General features: G+C 35.2%; 4 protein-coding genes. All 4 read right to left on the reverse strand.

Annotation, left to right across the window (positions count from 1 at the left end):
* Positions 1 to 182: 182 nt before the first annotated feature.
* From J6V67_RS03415 to J6V67_RS03430, 4 genes are read right to left on the reverse strand one after another with little or no spacing between them, the layout of a single operon-like run.
* Positions 183 to 818 (reverse strand): protein-L-isoaspartate(D-aspartate) O-methyltransferase, encoded by a 636-nt coding sequence (locus J6V67_RS03415; protein ID WP_291858797.1) that lies wholly within the window; start codon positions 816 to 818, stop codon positions 183 to 185.
* Positions 811 to 1,473, reverse strand: a complete 663-nt coding sequence (locus J6V67_RS03420; protein WP_291858800.1) for a carbon-nitrogen hydrolase family protein — start codon at positions 1,471 to 1,473, stop codon at positions 811 to 813. Before J6V67_RS03420 ends, J6V67_RS03415 begins: the two co-directional genes overlap by 8 nt.
* The gene (locus J6V67_RS03425) at positions 1,463 to 2,485 is read right to left on the reverse strand and encodes a ribonucleotide-diphosphate reductase subunit beta (RefSeq protein WP_291858803.1); all 1,023 of its coding nucleotides are present in this window, start codon (positions 2,483 to 2,485) and stop codon (positions 1,463 to 1,465) included. The genes J6V67_RS03420 and J6V67_RS03425 overlap by 11 nt, the downstream gene beginning before the upstream one ends.
* Before the next feature lie 54 nt (positions 2,486 to 2,539).
* Positions 2,540 to 3,904, reverse strand: a complete 1,365-nt coding sequence (locus tag J6V67_RS03430) for a nicotinate phosphoribosyltransferase (RefSeq protein WP_291858806.1) — start codon at positions 3,902 to 3,904, stop codon at positions 2,540 to 2,542.
* Between the last annotated feature and the right edge of the window lie 389 nt (positions 3,905 to 4,293).

Consider the following 4,293-nt stretch of genomic DNA (forward strand, 5'->3'; position numbering starts at 1 on the left):
AAAGGCGATGAAGTAGTTTAAGGCGTGGCATCATCATACAAAGCCATTTATCATGCCTTGATAAATCATCTTTTGCTACTACTTCGCCTAGCCATTTTTTGATTTGTGGGCTATTTACATTGTCATTATATACCCAATTTTCATTACCAGTCCAATTTAAAGATGACATATTACTCTTTTAGCTATCTTTGCTCTGTCCCATCAAGAAGTGGGACAAAGACGCATTCATCTAGGGTTTTGCAAATGATTTGATTACCAGATTTTTTATATTGAGTGATGTATTGCTTGCCATCTTTTGCTACTGGCGCTACTAATATTCCCCCATCTCGCAGCTGGTCAAATAGCTTTGGCGGTACACTTTGACAAAAGCAACTAAGAATAATTCTATCATATGGCGCATAGCTTCTCCAGCCTAAATTTCCATCATCAAAGCGGATAAAGACATTATTTATACTTAAATTTTTCATTAATGCTTTAGCTGAATTTGCTAGTGCTTCGATTCTTTCTACGCTAAAAACCCGCCTAGCAACTTTGGCTAAAATCGCTGCTTGATACCCACTACCACAGCCAATTTCTAGTATATTATCGCAGTTTTCAGCCTCAAGCGCCATTGTCATCTTAGCTACAGTTAGCGGTGAACTAATCCACTGATTTGAACCAATTGGATGCGCATCAAGCTTAAAAGCATTGATAGATACCGGCACAAAAGGTGTTCTAGGCGTACTGCTAAAGGCCTTATAAACTAAGGGGGTAAGCTCTACTAAATTTGCTATCTCATCACTCATTTTTTGACATTTTGCTGCTTCTAAACTACTCATCATCTATCCATTTTCTAAATTTTTTAATCAAATTAATATCAAATTTAGCCACATCTGCCTTGCTACCATCAGGGGCAAAAACTGCACTAAATTTCAAATCCACATCGCTACACGCTAAAGTGTAACAGCGATTTTGCAGAGCCAAAGCCTTGCATAAAGTCTCATAATGCTCACGCCTACTTTGCCCCCACATTGCTGGTACTAGTATAACATCAGCACCACGCAATCTACTCCAAAGATCTATAAATCTAAGCTCAAAACAGATCAAAACGCCAACTTTTATCCCTGCTATTTCTCGGATAAAAATCTCATCTAAATTTCCAAATTTAAAAATTTTATCTTCACCATTTGGCTTAAATAATTTATATTTTCTTTGTTTAAACTCAAGCCCATTTGAACCTAAAAGCCTAAACTCATTATATCCATCAAACTCGCAGCTATACCCTAGATATGCACCACTTTTTAAAAAATTGGCCAAATTTTCATCCAAATCCAACCAAAACTGCCTATCAAATCTCTCATAGCCGCTAACACACAGTTCGCCACAAAGCGCTAAATCCCCACTTTTAAGCGAACCAGCAAATTCGCAAAGCTCACTAGCTCTACGAACTGCTCCTAAAGAGCTTAAAACATGCGTTTTAAGATTAGAAATCATCAAAGCTTAAGCTGCCTTTGCTATAATTTGTTACCTTACTTTCAAAGAAATTTGATTTTTGGTCATTAAATTTAGCAAAATCATCAACCCACTTAATTGGATGAGTTACATTATATAGCTTTTTAAGCCCAATTGATGTAAGTCTATCATCTACTAAATACTTTATATATTGCTCGATTATATCATCTGTAAAGCCCATTATTTGATTTTGAGTAATATATTTACCCCATTCAATCTCTAAAGCTCCAGCCTTTTGAAACATATCATAAATTTTAGCCTCAATTTGTGGAGTAAATAGATCTGGACGCTCCTTGCGAACTGAGTTTATCATATTTTGAAATAGCAATAAGTGAGTAATCTCATCACGCTGGATAAAGCGTATCATCTGCGCAGATCCTAGCATCTTTCCAGCCCTTGCTAATGCATAAATTGCCGTAAATCCGCTATAAAAATATACGCCTTCTAGAATTTGATTTGCTACCATTGCTAAGAGCAATTTCTCATCTGTTACATCGCCAGCAAGCTCTTCATATACGCTTGATATATAATCATTTTTACGCCTTAGGACATCATCGTGCTTTTCCATTTCGTATATTAAATCAGTATTATCGCAGATTGCCTCTACCATTACAGCATAGCTTTTTGAGTGGTTTGCCTCTTCGTAGGCTTGACGGGCTAGAACAGCATTTATCTCAGGAGCTGTGATATATGGGTTTATATTATCGGCTAGATTGTTTGTTTGAAAACTATCCATTGATATAAGCTGAGACCAAACTAGATCATACATTCTCTTTTCAGCTGTGGTAAGATTACAAGCATAATCACGCACATCATCAGTAGTATCAACCTCTTTTGGAAACCAAGTATTAGCCTCCATAATATCCCAAAGCTTAAGCGCCCAAGTATATTTAGCCTTAGTAAAATTCAAAATCCCATGCGGATTGCCGTTAAAAACCTTGCGGTCATTTAGCGTCTCATCGGAGCTTGGATTATATATCTTTTTTCTATTCATTTTAATTCCTCTCTTTTTAGATTTAAATTTTAATTTTTGGTTAAATTTATAATTTTAATCAAATTCCCTAGCTCTAGTTCTAATCTCATCAAAGCTAAATTTACGCAAAATCTTGCCATCTTTAAAAACTAAATTTAGCCAGTTAGTTTTATTGCCAAGCTCATCAGCTCTAATTGTTTTATAAATTTCATTTTCTTTAATTAGTGCTAAACGACCAGATTTAGAACGCTTTTTAGGGTCGGTTACTGGATTTTTATAGACATCTCTCCAGTTTATCCCATCGCTACTAACAGCATTTACCTTCATAGCAAATCTAAGCGTATCACGATTTAAATGTTGAAGCAATGCCCCGCCCATACCAAAGATTATATTATCGCTACTAATCTTTCTAAATTTAAGCTCATTTAAGATATCTTCTATACTTTGAGGATTTATCCCATCGCCATATATCAAGCGGATATGATCTGGTAAGACTTTATAGCCTTTTTGATTTATGCTATACCCTGCTAGACTCATCATCTTTTCAATACACTCACTAGCCATGGTTACTGGATTTCCACTATCTGGACGCAAGACAACCTTGCCGCCTTTTGCCTTAACCCTCTCAAAAAGCTTACCCCACAAATCAATCGCATTTAGCGTATCATAGCTATCAATCACACAAGCAAATGTTCCATCACCATAGCTTTGCACCATATTTTCATAGGCTCTCATCTCATTTTCTTTACCCCAAGATGTCATAGTACTATGCTCACTAGCTGGGATACTAAAAGCAGCCATATCAGCACCATAATACCTTTTAGCAAAGAGTGCGCCAGTAATGGTGTCTGAGCCTTTGAAATTTACCATATGAGCACTTCCGCCAATCCCAGCACTCTCAAAGCTACTCACACCACGAGCACCAAAATCATGCAAAGCAAAATCTATATTTGCTGGCGTTCCACTCTCTTTTAAAAAGTGCAAGATATTTTGTTTGCAAAAATAACTATTAGTTGCTACTGCTACTGGATACCAAATAGAACGCAACATCGCAGTCTCAAAATACCCTACTAGCCAGGCTAAATTTGGATCTGTATTTTTGATTTGTAGTAGTACATTTTCAGTTTGGATTATACTGCCCTCAGCTACTGCTTCAATCTCTAAAGGAAGAGCTCCGCCGTGATGCTCTACAATACGTAGCCAGCCATCTTTATTAAATTTCATCCCATGAGCTGTGATAAACTCACCAGCCTCATCAATGTGATCATATGTAATTTTTTGGCTTAGATATTCCATTAAAAACATCTGCAAACCATAAAATAAAAGCCTATTCCACCTACCACCACGAGATTCGATATATGAGCTTACAAATTTAATATCTTTTGGATATTGTAAATAGTGCGAAATCTTATAACTATCAGTGTTTAATATCGGATTCATATTTACTCTTTTATTCAAAATTTATACTTTATGTTAAATTTATTTTAGCTATTTATAAAATTTAGCTATATTTTAGCAAATTTATTTAAATTCTGTTTGATATTAAAAAAATTGATATAATTTTTCTTGATTTTTTGATTGATTTAATTATATAAGACCTGTACCAACAAGCCGTAGTAATTCATATGCTATCTATATCTACTAGCAGCAAAATCTCTAATACATATCATAATAAACCTCGCAATGGCTAAGCATTGCGAGTAAATTTAACCCAAGAGATTAGATTTCTAGTCTCTTGGTAATTTAAGCTATTAAAGATTTAAATTTAATTACTGTAATAGTCTTAATATATTTTGTTGTACTGAGTTGGCTTGACTCATAGCGTAGCT

The organism is Campylobacter sp. (assembly GCF_017646085.1).
Classification (GTDB): Bacteria; Campylobacterota; Campylobacteria; order Campylobacterales; family Campylobacteraceae; genus Campylobacter.